At 37.8% G+C, this 23,379-nt stretch carries 21 protein-coding genes and 4 tRNA genes; 19 read left to right on the forward strand and 6 right to left on the reverse strand.

All coding sequences use genetic code 11. The annotated features are described in order from the left end of the window. The first annotated feature begins 202 nt into the window (after positions 1-202). The 7 genes from pheT to BM107_RS09830 all read left to right on the forward strand — a co-directional run bounded on the left by pheT (position 203) and on the right by BM107_RS09830 (position 10,174). Positions 203-2,602 (forward strand): phenylalanine--tRNA ligase subunit beta, encoded by a 2,400-nt coding sequence (pheT, locus tag BM107_RS09800; protein WP_090982741.1) that lies wholly within the window; start codon positions 203-205, stop codon positions 2,600-2,602. A gap of 31 nt (positions 2,603-2,633) precedes the next feature. Then, positions 2,634-2,924, forward strand: a complete 291-nt coding sequence (locus BM107_RS09805; protein WP_090982743.1) for a hypothetical protein — start codon at positions 2,634-2,636, stop codon at positions 2,922-2,924. 32 nt (positions 2,925-2,956) lie between these two features. Beyond that, the gene (locus BM107_RS09810) at positions 2,957-3,247 is read left to right on the forward strand and encodes a cell division protein ZapA (protein ID WP_090982746.1); all 291 of its coding nucleotides are present in this window, start codon (positions 2,957-2,959) and stop codon (positions 3,245-3,247) included. A gap of 263 nt (positions 3,248-3,510) precedes the next feature. Then, the gene (rny, locus tag BM107_RS09815) at positions 3,511-5,082 is read left to right on the forward strand and encodes a ribonuclease Y (protein ID WP_090982748.1); all 1,572 of its coding nucleotides are present in this window, start codon (positions 3,511-3,513) and stop codon (positions 5,080-5,082) included. A gap of 99 nt (positions 5,083-5,181) precedes the next feature. Further along, positions 5,182-5,697 (forward strand): Mpo1 family 2-hydroxy fatty acid dioxygenase, encoded by a 516-nt coding sequence (locus BM107_RS09820; protein ID WP_090982750.1) that lies wholly within the window; start codon positions 5,182-5,184, stop codon positions 5,695-5,697. 112 nt (positions 5,698-5,809) lie between these two features. Beyond that, positions 5,810-8,617, forward strand: a complete 2,808-nt coding sequence (locus BM107_RS09825) for a TonB-dependent receptor (RefSeq protein ID WP_159435217.1) — start codon at positions 5,810-5,812, stop codon at positions 8,615-8,617. Positions 8,618-8,644: 27 nt separating this feature from the next. Continuing rightward, the gene (locus BM107_RS09830; RefSeq protein WP_090982754.1) at positions 8,645-10,174 is read left to right on the forward strand and encodes a hypothetical protein; all 1,530 of its coding nucleotides are present in this window, start codon (positions 8,645-8,647) and stop codon (positions 10,172-10,174) included. A gap of 62 nt (positions 10,175-10,236) precedes the next feature. Here the strand turns inward: BM107_RS09830 and BM107_RS09835 are convergent, their stop codons facing one another. Continuing rightward, the gene (locus BM107_RS09835; RefSeq protein ID WP_090982756.1) at positions 10,237-10,563 is read right to left on the reverse strand and encodes a hypothetical protein; all 327 of its coding nucleotides are present in this window, start codon (positions 10,561-10,563) and stop codon (positions 10,237-10,239) included. Between the two features lie 145 nt (positions 10,564-10,708). On the opposite strand from BM107_RS09835, the gene BM107_RS24860 reads away from it, so the two are divergent. After that, entirely contained in the window at positions 10,709-10,861 is a 153-nt protein-coding gene (locus tag BM107_RS24860; protein ID WP_167543440.1) for a hypothetical protein, read from the forward strand. Here BM107_RS24860 and BM107_RS09840 read toward each other — a convergent pair. The 3 genes from BM107_RS09840 to BM107_RS09850 all read right to left on the reverse strand — a co-directional run bounded on the left by BM107_RS09840 (position 10,858) and on the right by BM107_RS09850 (position 14,531). Then, complete coding sequence (locus BM107_RS09840) at positions 10,858-11,133, reverse strand: hypothetical protein (protein WP_090982758.1); 276 nt, start codon at positions 11,131-11,133, stop codon at positions 10,858-10,860. The two genes, BM107_RS24860 and BM107_RS09840, sit on opposite strands and share 4 nt — an antisense overlap. A gap of 116 nt (positions 11,134-11,249) precedes the next feature. Further along, positions 11,250-12,458, reverse strand: a complete 1,209-nt coding sequence (locus BM107_RS09845; protein ID WP_317614798.1) for a hypothetical protein — start codon at positions 12,456-12,458, stop codon at positions 11,250-11,252. A gap of 321 nt (positions 12,459-12,779) precedes the next feature. Continuing rightward, on the reverse strand, positions 12,780-14,531 hold the full coding sequence (locus tag BM107_RS09850; protein WP_090982762.1) for a lysophospholipid acyltransferase family protein: 1,752 nt from the start codon (positions 14,529-14,531) through the stop codon (positions 12,780-12,782). A gap of 93 nt (positions 14,532-14,624) precedes the next feature. Between BM107_RS09850 and BM107_RS09855 the strand changes: the two genes are divergently transcribed. Beyond that, the gene (locus tag BM107_RS09855; RefSeq protein ID WP_090982765.1) at positions 14,625-15,533 is read left to right on the forward strand and encodes a ComEA family DNA-binding protein; all 909 of its coding nucleotides are present in this window, start codon (positions 14,625-14,627) and stop codon (positions 15,531-15,533) included. A 503-nt stretch (positions 15,534-16,036) separates the two neighbouring features. Here the strand turns inward: BM107_RS09855 and BM107_RS09865 are convergent. After that, on the reverse strand, positions 16,037-16,558 hold the full coding sequence (locus tag BM107_RS09865) for a hypothetical protein (RefSeq protein ID WP_139222287.1): 522 nt from the start codon (positions 16,556-16,558) through the stop codon (positions 16,037-16,039). Positions 16,559-16,918: 360 nt separating this feature from the next. On the opposite strand from BM107_RS09865, the gene BM107_RS09870 reads away from it, so the two are divergent. Next, positions 16,919-18,073, forward strand: a complete 1,155-nt coding sequence (locus BM107_RS09870; protein ID WP_090982773.1) for an acyl-CoA dehydrogenase family protein — start codon at positions 16,919-16,921, stop codon at positions 18,071-18,073. Between the two features lie 255 nt (positions 18,074-18,328). Further along, the gene (locus BM107_RS24865; protein ID WP_166672317.1) at positions 18,329-18,502 is read left to right on the forward strand and encodes a DUF6496 domain-containing protein; all 174 of its coding nucleotides are present in this window, start codon (positions 18,329-18,331) and stop codon (positions 18,500-18,502) included. A 47-nt stretch (positions 18,503-18,549) separates the two neighbouring features. On the opposite strand, the gene BM107_RS09875 is transcribed toward BM107_RS24865, so the two are convergent. Beyond that, positions 18,550-18,936, reverse strand: coding sequence for a hypothetical protein (locus BM107_RS09875; RefSeq protein ID WP_090982775.1), 387 nt, complete (start codon positions 18,934-18,936; stop codon positions 18,550-18,552). A 168-nt stretch (positions 18,937-19,104) separates the two neighbouring features. On the opposite strand from BM107_RS09875, the gene rpsU reads away from it, so the two are divergent. From rpsU to tuf, 8 genes are all read left to right on the forward strand, one after another. Continuing rightward, positions 19,105-19,299 carry a 30S ribosomal protein S21 gene (rpsU, locus tag BM107_RS09880; protein ID WP_086549247.1) on the forward strand — a complete coding sequence of 65 codons (195 nt, stop codon included), beginning with the start codon at positions 19,105-19,107 and terminating at the stop codon, positions 19,297-19,299. A gap of 157 nt (positions 19,300-19,456) precedes the next feature. Next, a complete protein-coding gene (locus BM107_RS09885) occupies positions 19,457-20,338 on the forward strand; it encodes a tyrosine-type recombinase/integrase (protein ID WP_090982777.1) in 882 nt (293 codons plus the stop codon). 14 nt (positions 20,339-20,352) lie between these two features. After that, on the forward strand, positions 20,353-20,700 hold the full coding sequence (gene hpf / locus BM107_RS09890) for a ribosome hibernation-promoting factor, HPF/YfiA family (protein ID WP_090982779.1): 348 nt from the start codon (positions 20,353-20,355) through the stop codon (positions 20,698-20,700). Between the two features lie 813 nt (positions 20,701-21,513). Then, positions 21,514-21,586 (forward strand) — tRNA-Thr (locus BM107_RS09895). A gap of 39 nt (positions 21,587-21,625) precedes the next feature. Next, positions 21,626-21,708 (forward strand) — tRNA-Tyr (locus BM107_RS09900). A gap of 80 nt (positions 21,709-21,788) precedes the next feature. After that, a tRNA-Gly gene (locus tag BM107_RS09905) sits at positions 21,789-21,861 on the forward strand. Positions 21,862-21,940: 79 nt separating this feature from the next. Further along, positions 21,941-22,012: transfer RNA gene (locus BM107_RS09910), tRNA-Thr, on the forward strand. A 126-nt stretch (positions 22,013-22,138) separates the two neighbouring features. Next, the gene (gene tuf, locus BM107_RS09915; RefSeq protein ID WP_010601091.1) at positions 22,139-23,326 is read left to right on the forward strand and encodes an elongation factor Tu; all 1,188 of its coding nucleotides are present in this window, start codon (positions 22,139-22,141) and stop codon (positions 23,324-23,326) included. Positions 23,327-23,379 lie beyond the last annotated feature (53 nt).

Consider the following 23,379-nt stretch of genomic DNA (forward strand, 5'->3'; position numbering starts at 1 on the left):
GTGTGTTTGCACCATTTTTAGGTTTTGTTATGTCTCATATCCCACATCTCCAGTCTCACATCTCATATCTCACGTCTCCAGTCTCAAATCTCAATAATTAACTTCCTCCTTTGACCTTTAAATAATATCTTTGCGTTTTAATAAAATTGATCATCATCCGGGCTTGTCCCGATACTTGATACTCATTACTTGATTCTCTAAAATGAAAATATCATATAACTGGTTAAAGCAATTCGTACAAATTGAAAAAACACCTCAGGAGCTTTCTTTAATTCTTACCAATGTAGGTTTGGAGGTAGAAAGTGTAGAAAAAGTGCAGCCTGTTGTGGGCGGTTTAGAGGGCTTGGTTATTGGCGAAGTATTAACCTGTATTCAGCATCCCAATGCCGATCGGTTACGTATTACCACTGTAAATGTTGGTGGTAAAGAAAATCTTCAGATTGTTTGCGGTGCGCCAAATGTAGGCGCCGGCCAAAAAGTGGTGGTAGCTACCGTGGGTACTACGGTATATCCCTTAGAGGGAGAACCTTTCAAGATAAAAGAATCAAAAATCAGAGGAGAACTTTCGCAGGGAATGATCTGTGCCGAAGATGAAATCGGTTTGGGTAAATCGCATGATGGGATTATGATCCTTGCTGAAGATACCGAAGTTGGAATCCGTGCAAAAGATCATTTTAAAATGGATGACGATTTTGTTTTCGAAATCGGATTAACACCTAACCGTGCCGATGCGGCTTCGCATTTGGGCGTGGCGAGAGATGTTGCTGCTTATTTCAGGAGTGAGTATGAAATGCCCGATATTTCCGCATTCAAAACGGACAACGAAAATCTGGTTATTCCGGTTGAAGTAGAAGATTTGGCCGCTTGTCCGCGTTATAGTAGCGTTACCATTTCGGGCGTTACCGTAGCAGAATCGCCTGACTGGTTAAAAGACAAATTAAAGGTAATTGGTGTACGTCCGATTAATAATGTGGTAGATGTTACCAATTATGTGCTTCATGGTTTGGGGCAACCATTACATGCATTTGATGCTGATAAAGTTGCCGGTGGAAAAGTAATCGTTAAAAAAGCGGAAGAAGGAACTCCTTTTGTAACGCTTGATGATGTGGAGCGAAAGTTGAGTGCAGATGATCTGATGATCTGCAATGCTGAAGCACCAATGTGCATTGCAGGGGTGTTTGGTGGCAAATCTTCTGGTGTAGATACGAGTACCAAAAATATTTTCCTCGAAAGTGCTTACTTCAATTCTGTTTCTGTGCGTAAAACGTCGAAAAGACATGGTTTAAAAACCGATGCCTCTTTCCGGTATGAGCGTGGTACTGATCCTGAGATTACGGTTACCGCATTAAAATATGCAGCCATGTTGATTAAAGAACTGGCTGGCGGCGAAATTTCCTCTCCGGTTGCTGATATTTATCCAAACCACATCAAGCCCTTTGAGTTTGAGGTAAGTTATACCAATATCAATAAACTGATCGGTGCAAATATCCCATCTGCCGAAATCAAACACATCATAACTGCGTTAGGTATTTCCGCTACCAATACCGCTGAGGATACTTTGGCTTTAAGGGTGCCATCATTTAAAGTAGACGTAACCCGCGAATGCGACATTACAGAAGAAGTTCTGCGTATTTACGGTTATAACAATGTTGAAATCCCTTCAAAGGTAAACGCATCACTTTCTTACAGTGTTAAGCCTGAAAAGGAAAATACACATAACGTAATTGCAGATATGCTTACCGCGAATGGTTATGCTGAGATTATGTGCAACTCGTTAACCAAATCGGCCTATTCAAAAAATTTAGATGAAGCTGTATTTATTTTAAATCCGTTAAGCAGTGATCTAAATGTAATGCGCCAGAATTTACTGATGCCGGCGCTGGAAAGTGTAGCATACAATCAAAACCGGAAGAACTCGGATGTGAAGTTTTATGAATTTGGTAAAACCTATCATTTGATTAACGAAAAGTATGTTGAGCGGCCAAGGTTGTTATTATTGATTGCTGGTGCCAAGCAAAGTGAGCAATGGAACCACCAGGCTAAACCGGCAACTTTTTATAATTTAAAATCAGCTGTTGATGCAGTTATATCACGTTTGGGGATTGCCAGTTATCAGTCGGATGTTTTAAACGATGAAAACTTTGCTTATGGAATTAAATATTTCCGTGGAGATAAAACTTTGGTAAGTTTCGGTGCTGTTTCAAAAGCTGATCGTAAAGTAGCTGATGTGAATACAGAAGTGTTTTATGCGGATTTTGATTGGGCTGTTTTGTTGGATATTGTAAGGAAAAATAAAATCGTGCACAAAGATGTTGCTAAATATCCGCAGGTACGTCGTGATCTTTCCTTATTAATTGACCAAAATGTAACTTTCGATACCTTAAAGGGGATTGCATTTAAAACGGATAAAAAGCTGATTAAGGAAGTGGGGGTGTTTGACGTGTATGTTGGTGATAAATTGCCGGAAGGGAAAAAATCTTATGCACTGAATTTCATCTTGCAGGATGAGGAACAAACCCTTACCGATAAGCAGATTGAGCATACCATGCAGAAGCTTATTACGAATTTAACGGCACAAGCTGGCGCAGAAATTAGGAAATAAAATATAAATTCGTATTTTTAGAAATAAATTCATGGCTTCTGTTGCAGATCAATTAGATAAAGTATTACAAAAAACGGCTCGGGTAATTGAGTTATGTAATGCGCTACAGGAAGAAAATGATTTATTAAAGCTTGAAAACCAATCGTTAAAGGTAGCACTTGATACAGCGAAAGAAAAAAATGTAGAACTTGATGAAAAATTGAGGGTTACAAAATTGGCTAAAAGTATCGAGGGGACAAGTGAAAAATCGCTTGACATTAAACAAAAAATTAACGATTTTGTGCGGGAGATTGATAAAAGTATTGCATTATTAAAAAAATAGTGATGCAAGGAAATCAGAAACTAAGCTAACAAATGGGAGAAATCTCGATTAAAATAACCATTTCCGACCGTATTTACCCATTAAAGGTGAACATGGAAGAGGAAGAAATTGTGAGACGGGCAGCGAAAATGATCAATGAGCGCATAAAAGATTACCAGGATAATTATGCGGTTAGAGATAAGCAAGACCTTCTTTCTATGGCTGTATTGCATTATGCAACAGCCGTGTTAAGAACAGAAAACAAAGTACAGAGCCAGGATACTGCTGTTGCCGATAAAGTTGAAGAATTGGATGTTTTACTCAGTAATTTCTTTGCAAAATAAGGTTCGTTCTTTCGGCATTTCATTACGCTGACCTGTTCAGCGCTTAAATGATGCCAATATTTAGCATAAAAACATAGCCGCGGCTGGTTTTTGAGTTTCAAATTTTATAAAACTTAACACTTCAATATCTATAGGGTTAAGAGGGCGTATTTCATTTGCTATTGCACCTGAAAATGGCTTAAACCCTAATTATGCTTAGTTGAGGTTTAAAATGTATGAGACTTTAAAAATTAGTTGCGGTTTTTTTTTACATAAAAAACAAAATGGAAATAGTTGAAATATTAGGATACGTATTTGCCGTGATAGCGGGTATAGCTATCGGAGTAGTAATAGGAAGATTTCTCCTGCGTAACTTGCTTAAACAGCAAGAAATTGCCGCACAGAACAAAGTGAAAAAGATTTTAAAAGATGCAGAAAACAATGCAGAAATTTTAAAAAAGAATAAACTTTTAGAAGCAAAAGAGAAATTTTTACAGTTAAAAGCCGAGCACGAACAAGAAGTTAGTGCCAGAAACAATACCATTAACCAGCGCGAAAATACCATTAAGCAAAAAGAGCAATCGGTAAATCAGCGCATGGAAAATTTTAATAGAAAAGAGCAGGAACTCGAAAAGCATAAAATTAACCTCGAAAAACAGACTGAACTTGCGGTTAAAAAGCAGGAAGAAGTAGAGGTACTCAAAAACCAGCATCTAAAGCAATTGGAAACCATTGCCGGCCTTTCTGCCGAAGAAGCCAAAGAACAATTGGTAGAAAATCTGAAACAAGAAGCCCGCACCCAGGCCATGATGCAGGTGAAGGATATTGTGGATGAAGCCAAATTAACGGCGAGTAAAGAAGCTAAAAAAGTAGTTATCCAAACCATCCAGCGTACTGCTACAGAGGCGGCAATTGAAAATTCTGTATCTATTTTCCACATCGAAAGTGACGAGATCAAAGGTCGCGTTATTGGTAGAGAAGGTAGAAATATCCGTGCTTTGGAAGCAGCAACCGGTATCGAAATTATTGTAGACGATACGCCGGAAGCCATCATTTTATCAGGTTTCGACCCGGTAAGGAGAGAGATAGCCCGTTTGGCTTTACACCGTTTGGTAACTGATGGTCGTATCCACCCGGCACGTATTGAAGAAATTGTAGCCAAAACCAAAAAACAGATCGAAGATGAGATTGTAGAGATCGGCGAGCGTACCGTAATCGATTTGGGTATTCACGGCTTGCATCCTGAATTGATCCGCATGGTTGGCCGTATGCGTTACCGTTCATCTTATGGACAAAACTTATTACATCACTCACGTGAAGTAGCTAATTTCTGTGCTACAATGGCTGCAGAATTAGGCTTAAATGCTAAAATGGCTAAACGTGCAGGTTTACTACACGATATTGGTAAAGTGCCTGATGATAATCCAGAATTGCCACACGCTATTTTGGGTATGCAGCTGGCCGAAAAGTATAAAGAACACCCTGAAATTTGTAATGCCATTGGTGCCCACCACGATGAAATTGAGATGACTTCAATGATCTCACCAATTGTACAGGCTTGTGATGCCATTTCTGGCGCTCGTCCGGGTGCACGCCGTGAGGTAGTGGAAAGTTATATTAAACGCCTTAAGGATTTAGAAGAGTTGGCTCTTTCTTATCCAGGTGTTGAGAAAACTTTCGCCATTCAGGCCGGTAGAGAACTACGTGTAATTGTAGAAAGCGAGCGCATTACCGATGCTCAGGCTGAATTGTTAGCTGCTGATATTTCTACCCGTATCCAAACAGAAATGACCTATCCGGGACAGATTAAGGTTACCGTAATCAGGGAAACCCGTTCTGTAGCTTTTGCGAAGTAATATTTTTAAGACCTTATAGGTTTTCAAAACCTATAAGGTCTATGAATTAAACAAAATATAAAGCGATGGATATTCCATCGCTTTTTTTATTTTTACATAATGAGCAAGCAAACCATTAAAATTGAACCTAAGAGACCTGTTGATGTACTTTTTGACAAGTACGCCGAAAGTCATCAAAATCCGACTAACAAACTGGTGCACTGGATCTGTGTTCCATTAATTGTATTTAGCTTATTAGGTTTGGTATGGCAGATTCCTTTCCCGCATTTGGGATTTCTGGGCAGTTATAATGGATTCTTTAACTGGGCTTCCTTTCTACTTGCCTTTAGCCTGTATTATTATTTTACATTGTCTCCGGTACTGTTTTTCATGATGATCTGGGTGGTGGGAATAATGAGTTACGTTATCGTCAAAATTGAACAGGCTGTAGGTTTAGGGAGCGGAACTGCTTATGTCATTTATGCCGCAATATTTGTAGCGGCCTGGGTTGGTCAGTTTATCGGCCATAAAATAGAGGGAAAAAAACCATCATTCTTAGATGACGTTAAATTCCTGTTAATTGGTCCGATTTGGTTACTTCACTTTATTTGCAAAAAGGCGGGCATCCGTTACTGATCAAAAATGCTTGTTAATATTTAATTAACCTTAAAGTAAAGCAATCTTAATTAACATCTAACTTACAGTTAACACTGTGGTAATAATTTTGCCCTTATCAAATAAAGGCAAATTGGACTTACTAAACTCTTTTAAAAGGGCGGCACTTACTGTGTTCGCGCTAACGATCAGCATACTTTCGTATGCACAGACCGGAAAAATTTCTGGTAAAATAACGGATAAATCTACGGGGCAAACGTTGGTGGGCCTATCTGTATTGATAGAAGGAACATCAATTGGTACTACCAGTGATGCTGATGGTAATTATATTTTAAATACTGTAAAACCAGGAACTTACCGTGTAAGTTTTTCTTTTATTTCCTTTAAAAAACAGGTAATTCCTAATGTAAAAGTTACTCCAGGAAAAACAACTGTGATAGATGTTGTGATGGAAGATGATCAATCTACCCTTAACGATGTTGTAATTACGGGCGCCAGGAAATCAGGTACTGAAGTATCTCTTTTGGCAGAGCTGAAAAAATCTCAATCAATTGCAAACGGAGTTTCCGCTCAAACCATTCAGCGATCCGGTGATACAGATGCTGCGCAAGTAGTAAAACGTGTTCCCGGTATTACGATTGTAGACAATCGTTTTATTAATATCCGTGGTCTGGCGGAACGTTATAATAATGTTCAGTTAAATAATGTAACCGCACCCAGCTTAGAAACGGATGTTCGGTCTTTTTCATTTGATTTAATACCAAGCAATCAAATTGATCGTGTATTGGTTTATAAAAGTCCTTCGGCTGATATTCCCGCAGATTTTGCAGGAGGTGTTGTTAAGGTTTTTCTTAAAAGCATACCTGATGATGATCGATTAACAATCGATTATGGAACTAGTTACCGTCAAAATGCTACTTTTAAAGATTTCAAAAGAACTAATACCGGAAGCTTATATTTTACTGGCTTCAATACAGGTGAAAATGATTTACCTGTTAATTTCCCTTCAAATTTAAACCAGGTTAGTGCCAGCAAATTGAACGCGGCCGGGCATGCACTTAGGAATAACTGGTTACCAGAAGTTAATACGGCTAATTTGGATCAAAAGCTAAATATTTACGGTAGCAAACGATTTAACATCAACAATAAATTATTGGGAAATATTACGGCGATTACCTATAGCAACAGTAAAACAAATAATGCCGTGTTTAGAGGAAATTACGAGGTTTATGATCCAATTTCGAAAATCGCTGAAGAAAATTACAGATATAATGACGATCAGTATACCTACAATGTCCGTTTAGGGCTTGTACATAACTGGGCCTTTAAATTAAATAATAACAATACTTTCGAGTTTAAAAACCTATATAATCAATTAAGTACATCACAATATGTTAGTCGCCTTGGTTCTGAAAAACAGCAGGAATACGCCAATTATGCATCGAATGTTTTATATCGTGGCATTTATTCAGGGCAATTATCGGGTGTTCATAAATTTAATGAAGAGCATACCAAGTTTGACTGGGTATTAGGTTATAGTAAATCATTCAGAGATCAGCCAGATTACTCGCGTTACAGAACACTTGCTAATGGAGATGGTACTTATAATATCTTCGTGCCAACTGGTGGTGCCCAGCCAGAGTTCCTGGGTCGGTTTTATTCCAAAATGAATGAAGACATTAAAACCGGTGCATTTAATGTTGAACAGGCACTTGCTCCAAAATCTGAGGGTTTTAAGCCTTCAATAAAAGTTGGTGGTTATTATGAAGATAAGCAAAGAACATTTTCTTCTAGAAACATCGGTTACGTGCGGGCAAATTCATTACAATTTGATCAGTCGTTGTTAAAGGGAACTATAGAAGAACTTTTCGACTGGAAAAATATTAATACAACAACGGGAATCAGATTGGACGAAAAATCTAATCCATATGACAACTATGATGCTTCAAATAAACTATTAGCTGGATTCGCCAATTTTGTTCTGCCATATAAAGATAAATTAACCGTAGTTGCAGGTGCAAGAGTAGAAAATAACGTTCAGAAACTGAACAGTTTTGATACTGGAGGCCCTGTTAACGTTAATAATGATATTACGAGGGTACTTCCTTCGGCAAACATCCAGTTTAATATAAACGAAAAATCTTTATTCAGACTGGCTTATGGTAAAACATTAAACAGACCAGAATTTAGAGAGATTGCACCCTTTTCATTTTATGATTTTGATCAGAATTTCAATGTTGCCGGAAATCCAAATTTAAAAACAGCAAAGATTGATAATTACGATTTAAAATATGAATTCTATCCATCAACAAGCGAACTGATCAGTATTTCAGGCTTCTACAAAAAATTTAAAGACGCCATCGAGATGACTGCTATACCAGGTTCTAATGCGCAGTCTTTTAATTTCAATAACGCTCAGAACGTTAGAAATATAGGAGTAGAACTAGAAATGCGTAAATCGCTTGCAGGGTTAAGTGAAAGTAAGTTTTTAAACGATATCACCATTTTGCTAAATGCTTCATACATTAATAGTAAAGTGATGTTTGATGGTGCCAGCGCAATTGGACAATCCAATAATCGCCCTATGCAAGGACAATCACCATATATTTTAAACGCAGCGATATTCTATAATAACATTAAATCTAAATTCCAGGTTAACCTGCTTTATAATGTTGCTGGAAAACGTATTGCATTTGTTGGCACAGATCTGATCAGGGATATTTACGAGATGCCAAGAAACGTGGTTGATTTAGTTGTGACGAAAAATTTCACCAATAAACTATCCCTAAAAGCCAACTTCAACGACTTGCTCAACCAAAACTTTACATTGATGCAAGACGGAAATCAAGATGGAAAATTCGATCAGTCAGAAGATCAGGTTACGGCCCAATTTAGGAGTGGCCGTCAGTTCGGATTAACGCTTTCTTACAAAATATTTTAAATAAAAATAAAGACTTAAATAGGAAAAATGAATATGAAAAAGCTTTACAAGCCAAAATTTGGTACTAATGGATTCAAAACAATGGTATTTGTTTTGGCAGGAACATTAATTTTTAGTTCATGTAAAAGAACAACTATTATCGAATACAATGAAGCTGGATATAATTCTGGTAACGGATCTGGTACAGGTACAAATCCAGCTACTGGATTTACTAAACCAATAGTAGAAGTTGCAAACGGAAGTATTACGACCAACACTAAGTGGACTAAAGACAAAATTTACAGACTTAATGGTTTTGTTAGAGTGGGAAGAGATGCAAAAAATAAAGCAGGCTTAGCAGCAATTGAAGGAGTTACCTTAGAGATTGAAGCGGGTACGGTGATTATCGGCGACAGAGAGACAAAAGGTACTTTGGTTGTACAAAGAGGAAATAAATTAATTGCCGAAGGAACTGCATCTCAACCAATTATTTTTACTTCAGAACGTGCTCCGGGATTACGTGAGCCAGGAGATTGGGGTGGTGTTGTATTATGTGGAAAAGCAACTAACAATCAATCAGGTGGTGAAACCGAATTAGAAGGCGCTTACGAAGGCTGGCACGGTGGCACGGTTGATACAGATAATTCTGGTATTTTAAAATATGTAAGAATTGATTATGCTGGTACGCCGATTAACCCTAACCAGGAGGTTAACTCATTAACCATGGGTTCAGTAGGTTCTGGAACTGTAATTGATTACGTGCAATGTTCTTATGGTCTAGATGATGCTTTTGAATGGTTTGGTGGAACTGTAAATGCGAAACACTTGATCGCTTACCGTGGGCTTGATGATGATTTTGACGTTGATTTTGGTTTCCGTGGTACCGTACAGTTTGCTATTGGCATCCGTGATGCAAATTCTGCCGACCAATCTGGTTCTAATGGTTTTGAAGTTGATAATGATGGAACTGGATCAAGTGTTACACCTTACACATCACCTCAGTTTTCTAATGTAACTATTATTGGCCCAAAGAAAGACAGAACCAAAACCATTTCAACTCAATTTCAAAATGCAATGCATTTGAGAAGAAATAATAAAATAAAAATCTACAATTCTGTATTTACAGCATACCCTAATGGATTGTTTATTGATGGGGCAACCACTTTGGCAAATGCTGCAAATGGCGAATTAGTATTAAAAAATATTGTTTTAGCAGGTGTTGATGGTTGGGGAGCAAACGGTTATGGTACAGGAGGTACAACAACATTCCCTAACCCAGTGGGTGTTGAAACGAAATCAACTGGCAATGTAGGTACGCAGGCAATTGATGTTTGGTTTAAAACAGCATCATTTGGAAATGAAACATATGGGAAATGGCAGGATTTAGGAATCGATGAAACTATTTTTGATTTAGGTGCTACTCCTAAATTCACATTAAATACGGGGTCAATTTTATTAGCAGGCGCTAGTTTTACAGGCTTAACTGGTTTTGATGTCGTAACTTATCGTGGTGCATTCGGCACTTCAGACTGGACATCAGGTTGGGCTAACTTTACGCCTCAAACTAATGTCTATTAAGATTTTTAGGATTTAATTTAAAAGAGGCTGTCTCATTTATTTTGAGACAGCCTTTTTTTAATCTATTTTAATTCCGCCTCTTCTTTTTCCGTCACTTTGGCTTTTTTGGTAACGGTTTTTACTGCTGAGGATTTTGTTGGCTTTTCTTTAACGGGTGGTGCAGCTTGTTCTTCTTCCTTAATAAACGGCACAATAGAATCATCTACAGCAGGAATAGTTACCTTTTTAGCAAGTTGTTTGGCAAACTTCTCAATTACTTTGTCGATTTTTTTTGCTTTGCCATATTGATTAACTAATTCATTAAATGCAAAGGTTAATTTCGATTCTAATTCTTTACGTAGCTTTTTATTGGTCGAATGATTTTTCGACTTGGATTTATTCTTTTTCATCTACTTATGGGTTTTTACAAAAGTAGAAAAACAGAAAGTTAAGTTAATATTATGATTATGTTAACACTCAGATGGCTGCTTAACATACAAAATATTTGTCATAACTTAGGTTAAATTGCATAGACTGGTATTTAATCGAACAAATATGAATTATCCAATAGTAATAGGCGTTGCAGTTCTGGTCATTATTTTAATTATTTATCTGGTCGTCAGAAACCAAAAAGACAAAAAGGAGTTTGAGGAGGAGGTAATCCAATCAGAACTTCCCGCGGAGAAAGACGATAAAGAGAATAATTAAAAAGCATTTCCTGGTGCTACTTCACCACCTAAATCCAATGTATTTTGAAAGGCCTCCAGGTAGCCCAACAAATGGCGTTCTGCATTGGCATAAGAGGTAAATGTGGAAGCCGGTACATTGGCTTCCTGTCCGCTGGTATTTTTAAAGTGCGAACTGACCTGAAATGTAAAGGTTTTGTCGTCATTAATTGGAGATAGAATCCTGGCCTTTACCGGATAGCCGTGAATTTCGACAAAGAATTCCTTAATAACAGTATAGATGATGGCGGCCATGTGTTTTTTCAGATTAACCCTTAAAAATACGGTAAATAAAGTGTTAATATACTTCTTATCGATAAGATAACATCATCTTAACTTATGGTTAACCTTAGCTTAACCTGTCCGGTCTTTCATTTGTTGCCAGGCTCATAAGCATATACCACCTCATACTTCAGGTTTTTCAGGTTGGTGGCAATTTGCCCTATTTTTAAGTTTTGTGCCTGAGGGGTAGGTTCACAATAAGAATATTTTTTGCCCTTATAAGTAACTGCTTCACCCACTGGTTTGTCAAACTGTACCGCAATGGTTAAATGTTTGGGGTATAGTAATGCAATCATTGGCAGGTTATATATTTCCTTTACCAGGTAAAAGAATAATGCGGCCCGGTCGTCGCAGTCGCTATATGTACTCAATAAAGTTTGTTCCGGAGAAAAGCGTTTTTCCTTACCATAGTTTTCATTGTCATCTTCATATAGAAAGCCATAACGTGTAAATCTCATCAGGTAGTCCACACCTTTTTTCTGATCCATGTTTTTCAGATTTTCTTTCAGTGTGGGAATAAGAGAACTGTACGTTTCTCTGCTCAGCGGGATATTGAAATAACTCTCAAAATCAACTACCGGATAATTTTTAAAAATGGTCTGTACATCCTGATTAACTTTAAGTTTAAAATGATGTATTTTCTGTCGGTAGCTAAATTCAATGTCTTTTTCCTCGTAACTTTCAGGCTTAAAATCGGGCATTCTGGTTACCTTATAGGAAAATGGATTCTTGGCTTCTGGTATTGATATCTTTATCGGTTTGTAAGCATCGGCCTGTTTAAATAGTTTGCCGTAATCATGGTAGTTCAGGTATGTAAACTTTTGCCCGTCAATCATAAAAAACGGAATATCGCTGATGTCTTCTTCGTTTCTTACATAAAAAATGACCTGGTCGTTGCCTACCGCCAACCTTGCATCGTAGCCGCATTTACTTAGTAAAAACCATTTATATAATGTATATCCAAAATAGTTGTTGGCTTTGGGACTAATCTGTTCTGCTGTTTTGCGGATCAGTTGATAATAAATCCAGTCGTTTAAATTAAATTTTTTCTGGTACGTTTCTAAAGATGAGATAAGGGAAGCGTATCGTCCGGAAGAGACCTGATGATAAAAGTTCGAAACTGCTGAAGCTGTTGCCGTTTGAGGTATGGGAAAAACTATTGTGGAATCGACATTGAAATTAAAAGTTCCTTCGTAAAAATCGAAAGCGTATTGTTGTCCCTTTGAGCTGATGGCATTTGTCATCAGGCCAGCGAACAAAATAGTCCTCAAAATGTAGATGTAAATTCCTCTTTTCAAACCGCGCCATATTTGGTTACATTAAATTTACTTATTATTAATACAAAATCAACAATTTCTTTATGAGAACCATTTAGGCTGTCTTAATATTGTGTTAACATAGTGGCCGGCCTGCTAAAGCCTGAGTTTTTTCATATCAATTACTGATGTAAGCAAATTTCGTCAGTCATTAATAAATTTCTATAAATAACATTTCATTAATACCAATTTAACATGGCCAGCCTACTTTTGTGGCATAAATATTTGGTTAGTATTTATAAAGTTTAGGTTAGTTGATAATAAAAAACCCAGATGGATGTCTGGGTTTTTTATTGCCTTAAATTATAAGTTTTTGCCGAGTTTTTCCAAAATTTCTGCTGGAATACTGTGGGTATCAACCACTAAGAAACCATCTAAACAATCAGAAAACTTAGGGTCGATATTGAATGAGATGATCTTTGCATTCAGGTTCATGTACTGCCTCAACAATACCGGGATTTTAATATGCGTGTTTTCGATGTCTCCGATAATGCTGTCCAGATCTTTGAAAGATTCGCTGCTGTCAACCAGGGTATCGGTAGAAATAGGCAATAAATCGGCTTTAAATTTGTTTCGCGGTTTAACGTATTTGGCCATTTCGTAATCGAAATGGTTCTTGGTGATGTAATCTACAATTAAAGCCTTGCTGAATTTCGAGAAATTATTACTGATACTTACAGGACCGAACATATAACGGTACTGTGGATTATCGATCAGGTATTTTAAAATCCCTTTCCATAACAGGAATAGGGGAAGTGGTTTACCCTGGTATTCTTTTCTGATCCATGATCTGCCCAATTCAATACCTTGTCTCAACATCGGGTAGAATTGATCTTTCATTTTAAAGAGTTCAGAAAGGTAAAAACCACGGCGTCCCATGCTTTCTAAAATCTCATCACCTTTTCCAATCCGGTAAGCTCCTACAATATTTTCTAAATCTTTATCCCATATAAATAAATGGTTATAGTAAATATCGTAATTATCCAGGTCGATTTTTTTATTGGTGCCCTCGCCAACCTCACGGAAAGTGATTTCGCGTAAACGGCCGATTTCCCTTAAAATATTAGGGATTTTTAAAGTTGGGACAATATATACCTCATAATTTTTCTCCGTCCAGACCCTGAAATCTTCCAGAGCTGCTACCTCATTTTTAATCAGGAGCCTTGAGGTTTCTTCAATTACCTCCGCAGGTTTCTTTTTAATTTTAAACAGGTTTAACGGGTTAAAGAGTTTTTTCTCAGTATCTAAACCAATACCAAGCGCGTAGGTACGGGCTCTTAAAAAGTCCATTAGCTTATTGCTGCTGTTCATGTGCGAAATTTCAGAAACGGCTATTGGCTTACCAATCCGGACCTTGATGGTTCGTCCATGTTTGTTTAAAAATTCTGAAGGTAGCTTTGCCGTGCGCAGGGTAGGGTGTATAAAGCTCAAAATATTAAAGAAAACGCCATTATTACCATGGAAATAAATCGGTACAACGGGTACTTTAGCTTTAGCAATCAGTTTTCCAACAACAGGGTGCCACATCCTGTCGGTTACCTGCTGAGCATCTAATTTAAAAGTAGATACTTCTCCGGCAGGGAAAATACCAATCGGTGTTCCGTTTCTGAGCAGGTCAAACGTAGTTTTTAATCCGCTGATGCTGGAAGAATGCTGCACATTTTCGAAAGGATTAACCGCCACAAAAAACTCATCAAGGTTTGGTATTTTTTTCAGAATAAAATTGACCATTACCTTGGCATCTGGCCTAACCGTACACAATAGTTTAACCAGGGCCAAACCTTCTACACCGCCATAAGGGTGATTTGCAATAGCGATAAAAGGTCCTGTTTTCGGGATACTATTTAAGTCATCATCGTCGAATTCTATAGAAACACCAATGGTTTCCAATATCTTGTCTACAAATTCTAAGCCTTTAAAGTGTTGATTTTGAGCAAATACATCATTAATGTCGTTCAGTTTCATGATCTCCATCATCAAACCTGCTAAACCTGGCACACCTAGCTTATCTATCTTTGTTGCTTTCGCAAACTCAGATGTAGTTATGATTTTCATATAATTCTTAGATTGTTGATAGGCAAAACCTATGCAGTTTTGCAATTCCAAAAATAAGATTTATATTTATAATCCACATGTCATATCGCATCAATGAGAATTTGGTTCAACAAAAATTTTGGTGTTAGCAAAAGTGAATTCAACGGGCTGTTGTTCCTGGTCTTTATTATTATTGTGATTAAGGCTATCCCGATTTTGTGTACCCATTTCCAGCCGGTTTCGAAGGATGATCCTGATCTTTTGGCGCAGATTCAACAGATTAGTATAACAGACAAGGCGTATGATCATGTTGTTCGCGACAGGATTGAAGCTTCCAGTTATAAAAAAATAGTCAGACTTTTTAAATTTAACCCCAACACTTTAAATAAGGAAGGTTGGGAAACTTTAGGCTTATCGGCAAAACAGGCCCAATCGGTTGTAAACTATACGGCTAAAGGTGGCAGATTTTACAAACCCGAAGATCTTCAGAAAATGTATACCATTTCGCCGGAAATGTATAAAAAGATATTGCCTTATGCACATATACCCGAGTCAACTAAGGTGTACAAAAATGACCAGCTTTCTGAAAGAAAAGAACATGTGAAAAAAGCTCTTGTAATTGTTGATATTAATACGGCAGATTCTACACAATTGGATGAGATTAAAGGTATAGGCGAAACTTTTGCACGTAGAATTATTAAATATAGGGAACGTTTGGGTGGTTTTTACAAAAAAGAGCAGCTTCTTGAGGTTTACGGCTTAGACTCCGTTAAGTATGCGGAGATTAAAGACCAGATTAAAATTGGCAATACACCGCTAAAAACAATCAATATCAATACGGCAGGTTTTAACGATTTAAAGCGTAGTCCATATCTGAGTTTCAAACAGATCAATGCCATTATTCAATATCGCAGGCAGCATGGCCATTATACAGGTGTAGCTGATTTAAAAAAGATCATTTTATTAAATCAGGAAGTGATCGATAAGATTACGCCTTATATTTCTTTCCAGAAAGAATATTAATTTTTGATTTTGGAAAGCAAAACCTGTATTCCATAGGGAAGTTTCTCCCTGCTCTTCGCTTTACTCCGTTGCACTCCGTGTTCGCTGCGATCAGGTTTAAGTACGCAAGATAGTGCTGTAAACGATAATAATCTTAAATGCATATTATTTCTGCACCCTGCAACCTCAAATCTGATTACTGGCCGTGCCACCTAAACCCAATGGAAGCGGTCACGCAGTAAAGCGGACAGTGGGACTGCGTGATCCTGAATGCTTCCAATTTGCTTTCCTAAAAAAAGCGTATTTAAGAGTTCTGTTGTTTTGGAAAGCAAAATCTGTATTTCATCGTCAGGTTTCTTCCTGCTCTTCGCTTTACTCCGTTGCACTCCGTGTTCGCTGCGATCAGGTTTAGATACGCAGGACAGTGCTGCAATCCTTTGCGCATAACTAAAGGCAGGTTGTTTCTGCACGCTGCAACCCCCAATCTGATTACCGGCCGTGCCACCTAAACCCAATGGAAGCGGTCACGCAGTAAAGCGGACAGTGGGACTGCTTGATCCTGAATGCTTCCAATTTGCTTTCCTAAAAAAAAGTGTATTTAAGAATTCCGTTGTTTTGGAAAGCAAAACCTGTATTCCATCGTCAGGTTTCTTCCTGCTCTTCGCTTTACTCCGTTGCACTCCGTGTTCGCTGCGATCAGGTTTAGTTACGCAGGACAGTGCTGCAAGCCTTTGCGCATAACTAAAGACAGGTTGTTTCTGCACCCCAATCTGATTACTGGCCGTGCCACCTAAACCCAATGGAAGCGGGCACGCAGTAAAGCGGACAGTGGGACTGCGTGATCCTAAATGCTCCCAACTTGCTTTCCTAAAAGAAAGCGTATTTAAGAGTTCTGTTGTTTTGGAAAGCAAAACCTGTATTCCATAGTCAGGTTTCTTCCTGCTCTTCGCTTTACTCCGTTGCACTCCGTGTTCGCTGCGATCAGGTTTAGTTACGCAGGACAGTGCTGCAAGCCTTTGTGCATAACTAAAGGCAGGTTGTTTCACCCAAATCTGATTACTGGCCGTGCCACCTAAACCCAATGGAAGCGGGCACGCAGTAAAGCGGACAGTGGGACTGCGTAATCCTAATGATTCTAAACCTGCTTTCCTAAAAAAACACGTTTAAGTATTTTAAGCTGTTAATCTTTTATCCGTATTCAAATGAAGCTATTTTCCAAAATATTCGGTTACCGTTTTAAAAAATCATAAAAAACTTTCCTCCTTAATTTTCGATGTTTAAAATTAACCGGGAAACTTATTGAACCGAATACCATTTCATTCTGTAATGGCACAAATATTTAATGGTAACTAACTATCAAATAATTGTTTATAATTGCCTCAACTAACTATAAAAATATATATTTAATGAGCGTAAGCTTCGATTTTTCAGAAACAGAAACTCAGCAAAGTGTAAAGGCCATGGTCCGCGATTTTGCAGAGAAAAACATCCGTCCGCATATCATGGAATGGGATGAAGCACAGCATTTTCCTATAGATTTGTTTAAGCAGCTCGGAGCATTGGGGTTGATGGGTGTTTTGGTTCCCGAAGAATATGGCGGCTCAGGATTAGGCTATCAGGAATATGTTGACGTCATTGTAGAAGTAGCCCGGGTTTGTGGTTCAATCGGTTTGTCGTTAGCAGCACATAACTCTTTATGTACGGGGCATATCCTCGCATTTGCCAGCGAAGAACAGAAACAGAAATGGCTTCCTAAACTGGCTACAGCCGAATGGATTGGTGCCTGGGGATTAACAGAGGCCAATACTGGTTCAGATGCCTTAAGAATGATGACTACGGCTGTTGAAGATGGTGATGATTACATTATAAACGGTGCAAAAAATTGGATTACCCATGGTAAAAGCGGCGATATTGCGGTGGTGATGGTAAGGACAGGTGAGCAGGGAAGTTCAAAAGGAATTTCGGCCATTGTAGTAGAGCGTGGTACGCCGGGTTTCTCCGCTGGAAAAAAAGAAAATAAACTCGGCATGCGGGCATCAGAAACTACTGAAATGATTTTTGATAATTGCCGTGTACCCAAAACCAACCTGTTGGGCAATGTTGGCGAAGGTTTTAAACAGGCCATGAAAGTGTTGGACGGCGGAAGGATTTCTATTGCGGCCTTGGCTTTAGGCATTGCAAAGGGGGCTTTTGATGCTGCGGTAGCATACTCTAAACAACGGCAACAGTTTGGTCAACCTATTTCCAGTTTCCAGGCCATTAGTTTCAAGCTTGCTGATATGGCTACAGAGATTGAAGCTGCAGCGCTATTGATCCGCCAGGCAGCTGATTTAAAGAACAGACACTTACCTATGACAAAAGAATCGGCTATGGCAAAATATTTTGCCTCGGAGGTTTCAGTGAAAGTTGCTACAGATGCCGTTCAGATTTTTGGCGGATATGGTTATACAAAAGATTTTCCGGTAGAGAAATTTTATCGTGATAGTAAATTATGTACAATAGGAGAGGGCACCTCAGAAATACAAAAGATTGTGATTGCCCGCGAAGTATTATCGAGGTAGTGGTAAAAGTATAGGGTTTAAGGCTAATATCAAATCACGCTAAACCCTACGTCCTAAACCTTACACCTTAACCCTTATTAAAAACCAAATATATTATGAGTAATCCGGACGGTTTAACCACCTCCGGATTTTTTATTTAAAATTTTAAAACTGCTGATCTTGATATGCTGTTTTGAATAAAGACTTTAACAGTTTCCAATTGGCGATTGGCGGTTGCCAATGAATAAATGATCACTGAATTAATGAACGATAAAAATGGCAAAATATTCAGAAAAAGCTGGTGAGAAAGTAGAAAAAACCATGCACGAAATGAAAGAAGGTAAGCTTAAGAGCGGGACCGGTAAAAAAGTAACTTCCAAAAAGCAGGCAATTGCTATCGGATTATCGGAAGCCAGAAAAGCAGGAGCCAAGGTGCCTAAAAAAGGTTAGGAGGCGGAAAGTTTATGGTATAAGGTAAACCCTAAACCCTAAACCGCTTATTGCGGTATATCCTTCGAAGTTAAAATGCTATCAACTACGTAAACACTAAATCCGCGCCATGGCAGGGAGTGTTTATATTCTTTGTAGTGTAATTCGAAAAACCTGCCACTATTGGCCATCATTTTTTCAGCAATTTCCTTGTTGGCAATAGAAAATTCGAATTCGTTGTTCTGCAGTGTTCCTGTTTGTCGCGATTTTATGCCACTCTGGATTAATTTGCCTTCATAGGTTTTAAAAACGTAGCCTTTTTTCACCACATAGTTTAATTCGCCTGCTTTAACACCTTCACCAAAGACAAAGAAATACCTATAGTAACAAGTTGCTATTAATATAATAACCACGATAACGGCGATAATCGAGCCTACTTTTTTACCTGTTGTCATAAAGTATAATGTATATATAAATGTAGGTAAACAATAGTTTAGTTTAATCAATGATTTAAATAATATTTCTTTCTATAAAATCTTTCTCATTTTCAATATTTTGCTTACATTTGCAGCCCCGATAATACGGGAAAATTTAAAAACCACGAGAGGAGGTATTTCAGCGTTATGATCATTATCAACATTAAAGACGGCGAATCATTAGATAAAGCCCTTAAACGTTTCAAGAAAAAGTTTGAAAAAACTGGTGTATTGAGAGAATTACGTAGCCGCCAGGCATACGAGAAAAAATCCGTTGCACGCCGTACTGAAATTAAACATGCTGTTTACATTCAGAATATGAATCAAGATACAACTGCATAGTTGTTTAAGATATAATATATTAAAGTCTTCCGATTAACATCGGGAGACTTTTTTGTTTTTGGGGGCATTCAAAACTTTACAATAAACAATTAATTAATGATTTCTTTATATCAAAACAATTTGTAACTTCATATCAATGCCCCATAAAAGATATTGAATGTTGCTAAAAAGTTTTATTACCTATTTAACTCACGAGAAGCGCTATTCTCAGCACACTGTCACATCTTATCAAACCGATTTAGATCAGTTTGAAGAATTTGTTAAAGCATTGGAACTTGATTTTTCTGAAGTAAAACATACTCACCTGCGCAGTTACCTGGTGGAGCTGATGGAAAAGGAAAATTCAGAAAATACCATCAACAGAAAAATTTCCGCTTTAAGAAGTTTTTACAAGTTTTTGCACCGCTCAGGAAAAATCGATCAAAATCCCATCCTTTTAATTAAAGCACCTAAAATACCGAAAAGACTACCTGTGTTTGTGGACGCCCGGAAAATGGACCAACTGTTGGATTCTGAGCGTTATTTCGATGAAAGTTTCCCTTCTGTCCGCGATCATTTGGTTATCGAACTGCTTTTCGGAACAGGTATACGTTTAACCGAACTATTGCAGTTAAAAGATACTGATATTGATCTTTATTCAGGAACGATAAAGGTATTGGGCAAAAGGAACAAGGAAAGAATAGTGCCTATAAATAAACAGCTTATCAATCAGGTAAATACCTATATTGACTTAAAAAAGTTGCAAAACTTTAATAACAATTTACTAATATTAATCGTTACCAATACAGGTGCAGCGGCATATCCGAAATTAATATACCGCATTGTTACCTCATACCTAAACCATGTATCAACCAATGAAAAGAAAAGCCCCCACGTGTTGCGGCACAGCTATGCAACCAGCCTTTTAAATGCAGGTGCAGATTTAAATGCTATTAAGGAACTTCTGGGTCATTCGAGTTTAGCGGCTACCCAGGTTTACACCCACAATTCGATCGAAAGATTAAAAACAATTTATAAACAAGCCCATCCAAAGGCATAAAAAAAGGAGGAAAAATGAAAATCGGAGTTCAATCAATCCACTTCAATGCAGATAGTAAGTTGTTAGATTTTATACAGAAAAAAGCAAATAAGCTTGATCAGTTTTTTGACCAGATCATTAGCGGAGAAGTGTATTTAAAGTTGGAGAACGTAGAGGACGAGGCGAATAAGATCAGTGAGATAAAACTCATTGTACCCGGAGGCACCCTCTTCGCGAAGGAACAATGTAAATCATTTGAAGAAGCCACCGATCTGGCCATCGAGTCGTTAAGAAAGCAGATTACTAAACATAAAGATAAAACGCGTGCAAAATTAAGTGAGCATAAGGCAATTTTAAGTGAGATTGAAGCTACTGATTATTAGTAAATCTCTTAAATATAATTAGCAGAGCGGCGCAGTTAATGCGTCGCTTTTTTTTGTTTAGTTTTTATAGTTTTCGTCATGCTGAACTTTGTCTCACTATCTTTCTGCCAGATAGACCCTGAAATAAATCAGATAACCTAAGTTCGTTTATCCGCTAAATATAAATGCTTATTTCTAAATGTTTGTATTAATGAGATCGTCATGCTGAATTTATTTCAGCATCTTTCTTGTTAAACCGTCTTACTATCAAGACCCTGAAACAAGTTCAGGGTGACGACCATCATGCAATGCGCCTAATAATCCAAATTAAAGCAATTTAATCGAATTGAGGTGGGTAGCTATCAGATTAGGGTGATGATAATTTAAAGAAACAGGAAGCTATTCACACAATTTCTATGGACCTAATTTAATTTTCCAAGTTCACTCGCCGTCGAAAAACAGTCTTCGACGCATAAATTTTAACCTTTATTTGGCTTAATTTTATTTTTTATTCACCATTAATAATTGTGATTACAGTTTATAACCTTGTCAAGGTTGAAAATGGCCATAAAAAAAATGAAAAAAATATTCAATTTTAAGAGATTGATTATGAAGCTTCTTCAGGTAGATGACGGGCTTTGATCTGAATAACTTCATTATTTTTTTTCAAAATTATTTTGAAGTGAAATATAAGTGTGTATATTTGCATTCCCTTTCGGAAACGGTGTTAGGCCAAGAAGAAAAGGATAGTTCTGTGAAAAGATAAAAGTTTTAAAAAAACACGTTAATAGTATGAAAAATGAAGATTTTTCGTATCATTGCAGAAAATTTAAAGCCTCCTTAGCTCAGCTGGTAGAGCAACTGACTTGTAATCAGTAGGTCATTGGTTCGATTCCGATAGGAGGCTCTTTTTATGTTAAAGTGTTAGCATTTTAAAGTAAAAAACGGGGAGATACCAGAGCGGCCAAATGGGACAGACTGTAACTCTGTTGTCGTAAGACTTCGAAGGTTCGAATCCTTCTCTCCCCACACTTTAAATGAATGACCAAATGTTTTAATGGCAGAATAAATCTCTCATTCTTTCATTCAATCAATCACTAGTTTTAAAAGCGGAAGTAGCTCAGTTGGTAGAGCGATAGCCTTCCAAGCTATAGGTCGCGAGTTCGAACCTCGTCTTCCGCTCTAAAAATAAAGTGAGCAGTTAATGGTTGTCAGTTTGGTGGTTTTGCTAAAACTGAATGCTGAAACTAGAAACTAAAAAGCCGAAGTAGCTCAGCGGTAGAGCACTTCCTTGGTAAGGAAGAGGTCGTGGGTTCAAGTCCCATCTTTGGCTCAAGGATAATAAAGCTTTGTTAAATCTGTTTAATATGCAGGGTAGACAAGGTTTTTTGTGTTGCATTGCATCAAAAAAATTAATAAAAATAATAAAAAGTTAACCTACTAATTAGTTATAAATAAAATGGCAAAAGAAAAATTTGACCGCAGTAAACCGCACTTAAACATCGGTACAATCGGTCACGTGGATCACGGTAAAACAACTTTAACAGCGGCTATTACAAAAGTTTTAGCTGATGCTGGTTTAACTGAGGCACGTTCATTCGATTCAATTGACTCTGCTCCAGAGGAAAAAGAAAGAGGTATTACAATCAATACAGCTCACGTTGAGTATTCAACAGCTAACCGTCACTATGCACACGTTGACTGTCCAGGTCACGCGGATTACGTGAAAAACATGGTTACTGGTGCTGCTCAGATGGACGGTGCAATTATCGTTGTTGCTGCTACTGATGGTCCAATGCCACAAACTCGCGAGCACATCCTATTAGCTCGTCAGGTTGGTGTTCCTTCATTGGTTGTATTCATGAATAAAGTGGATATGGTTGATGATCCTGAATTATTAGAATTAGTAGAAATGGAAGTTCGTGAATTATTATCATTCTACGAATTCCCAGGTGATGATATTCCTGTAATCCAAGGTTCTGCACTAGGTGGATTAAACGGAGATGCTAAATGGGTTGGAAAAATCATGGAATTAATGGATGCTGTAGATAGCTACATTCCAATTCCTCCACGTTTAACTGATCTTCCTTTCTTAATGCCTGTTGAAGACGTATTCTCAATCACTGGTCGTGGTACTGTTGCTACTGGTCGTATTGAGCGTGGTGTAATCAACTCTGGAGATCCGGTTGAGATCTTAGGTATGGGTGCTGAGAACTTAAAATCTACAGTAACTGGTGTTGAGATGTTCCGTAAAATCTTAGATTACGGTGAAGCTGGTGATAACGTAGGTTTATTGTTACGTGGTATTGAGAAAACTGATATCCGTCGTGGTATGGTAATCTGTAAACCAGGTTCAGTAACTCCTCACACTGATTTCAAAGCTGAGATCTATGTATTATCAAAAGCTGAAGGTGGTCGTCACACTCCATTCTTCAACAAATATCGTCCTCAATTCTATTTCCGTACTACAGACGTAACTGGTGAGATCTCACTAGCTGAAGGAACTGAAATGGTTATGCCAGGTGATAACGTTACAATCACTGTTAAATTAATTAACGCGATTGCAATGGAAAAAGGTCTACGTTTCGCTATCCGTGAAGGTGGTAGAACAGTAGGTGCTGGTCAGGTAACTGAAATCTTAGCTTAATTTTAAGCTACAACAATACAAAAGAGAGCTGGTTAAGGCTAGCTCTCTTTTAA

The organism is Pedobacter suwonensis (genome assembly GCF_900111825.1).
Lineage (GTDB): Bacteria > Bacteroidota > Bacteroidia > Sphingobacteriales > Sphingobacteriaceae > Pedobacter > Pedobacter suwonensis.